This is a genomic window from Streptomyces sp. SID12488, from assembly GCF_010548275.1.
Classification (GTDB): domain Bacteria; phylum Actinomycetota; class Actinomycetes; order Streptomycetales; family Streptomycetaceae; genus Streptomyces.
In genome coordinates this window covers 1-1,500 of sequence record NZ_JAAGLT010000078.1, presented here as the reverse complement: position 1 = coordinate 1,500, position 1,500 = coordinate 1, and the positions used below count along the sequence as shown (strand labels likewise).

General features: G+C 66.4%; 2 protein-coding genes. Both read right to left on the bottom strand.

Annotated elements, in window-relative coordinates; translation table 11 throughout:
• Positions 1 to 824, bottom strand: an 824-nt coding sequence (locus G3I56_RS42540; protein WP_164418886.1) for an ATP-binding cassette domain-containing protein, incomplete at its 3' end; no start/stop codon positions are given.
• Positions 825 to 828: 4 nt separating this feature from the next.
• Positions 829 to 1,500 (bottom strand): ABC transporter permease (locus G3I56_RS42535; protein ID WP_164418884.1); only part of this gene is annotated, 672 nt, incomplete at its 5' end.

Genomic DNA, 1,500 nt, shown 5'->3' with positions numbered 1-1,500 from the left:
GCTGCGAGTTCGGCGCCGCCGGCCATGTGGTTGGTGAGTTCTTCGAGGGTGACCTCGCTGCGGGCGGCGGAGAGTTCCATGGTGCCCAGGCGCAGGACGCTGAAGTGGTCGCCGACCATGTAGGCGTGGTGGGGGTTGTGGGTGATGAAGATGACGCCGAGGCCCTTGTCACGGGCGGCGGCGATGTATTTCAGGACGACGCCGGACTGTTTGACGCCGAGGGCGGCGGTGGGCTCGTCGAGGATCAGGACGCGTGCGCCGAAGTAGACGGCGCGGGCGATGGCCACGGACTGGCGCTGGCCGCCGGAGAGGGTGCCGATGGGCTGGTCGAGGTCGTCCAGGACGATGCCCATGTTGCGCAGTTCCGTATCCGCGGTCTGTTTCATCTTCTCGATGTCGAGACGGCGGACCGGCCAGGGGCCCTTGGTCATCTCGGAGCCGAGGAAGAAGTTGCGCCACACCGGCATCAGCGGGACGGTCGCCAGGTCCTGGTAGACGGTCGCGATGCCGGCGTCCAGCGCCTCGCGTGGGGTGGCGAAGTGGACGGGGCTGCCGTCGATGAGGACTTCGCCCTCGGTGTGCTGGTGCAGGCCGGAGATGATTTTGATCAGGGTGGACTTGCCGGCGCCGTTGTCGCCCAGGACGCAGGTGACCTGGCCGGAGCGGACGGCGAGGTCGACGCCGTGCAGGGCGCGGATGTTGCCGTATGCCTTGCCGGTGCCCCGCAGTTCGACGATCGGCGTGGCGTCGACCGGCGGACTGTCCTGGGTGAGGGTGCCGTTGGGGGAGGTGGTGGTGTCGGAGGCGGTGTGGTTGGTTGTCATGAGTTCACCTCCGGGTCGCCTGGCGGCGGACCCACAGATTGACGAGGGCGGCGACCAGGAGCATCACGCCGAGGAACGCCTTGAACCAGTCGGGGTTCCAGTTGGCGTAGACGATGCCCTGGGAGACCATGCCGAAGATGAAGGCGCCGATGACCGAGCCGATGGCGGAGCCGTAGCCGCCGGTCAGCAGGCAGCCGCCGATGACCGCGGCGATGATGTACAGGAACTCGTTGCCGACGCCCTCGCCGGACTGGACGGTGTTGAACGAGAACAGCAGGTGCATGCCCACGAACCAGGCGCACGCGCCGACGCCCATGAACAGGGCGATCTTCGTGAAGTTCACCGGGACTCCGACCGCGCGGGCGGAGTCCTTGCTGCCGCCGACCGCGAAGATCCAGTTGCCGAACTTGGTGCGCAGCAGCAGCCAGGTCGCGATCAGGGCGAACACCAGCCAGTACACGATCGTGATCTTGAAGCTGACGTCACCGATGGTGAACTCGGAGGCGAAGACCTTCTTGGCCTGGTCGAAACCCTCCATGTCGGCGATCGAGTCGGACGCCACGTTCCCGGTGAAGATCTTCGTGACGGCGAGGTTGGCGCCCTGCAGGATCAGGAACGAGCCCAGGGTGACCAGGAAGCTCGGCAGTCCGGTCTTGATCAGAACCCAGCCGTTGAA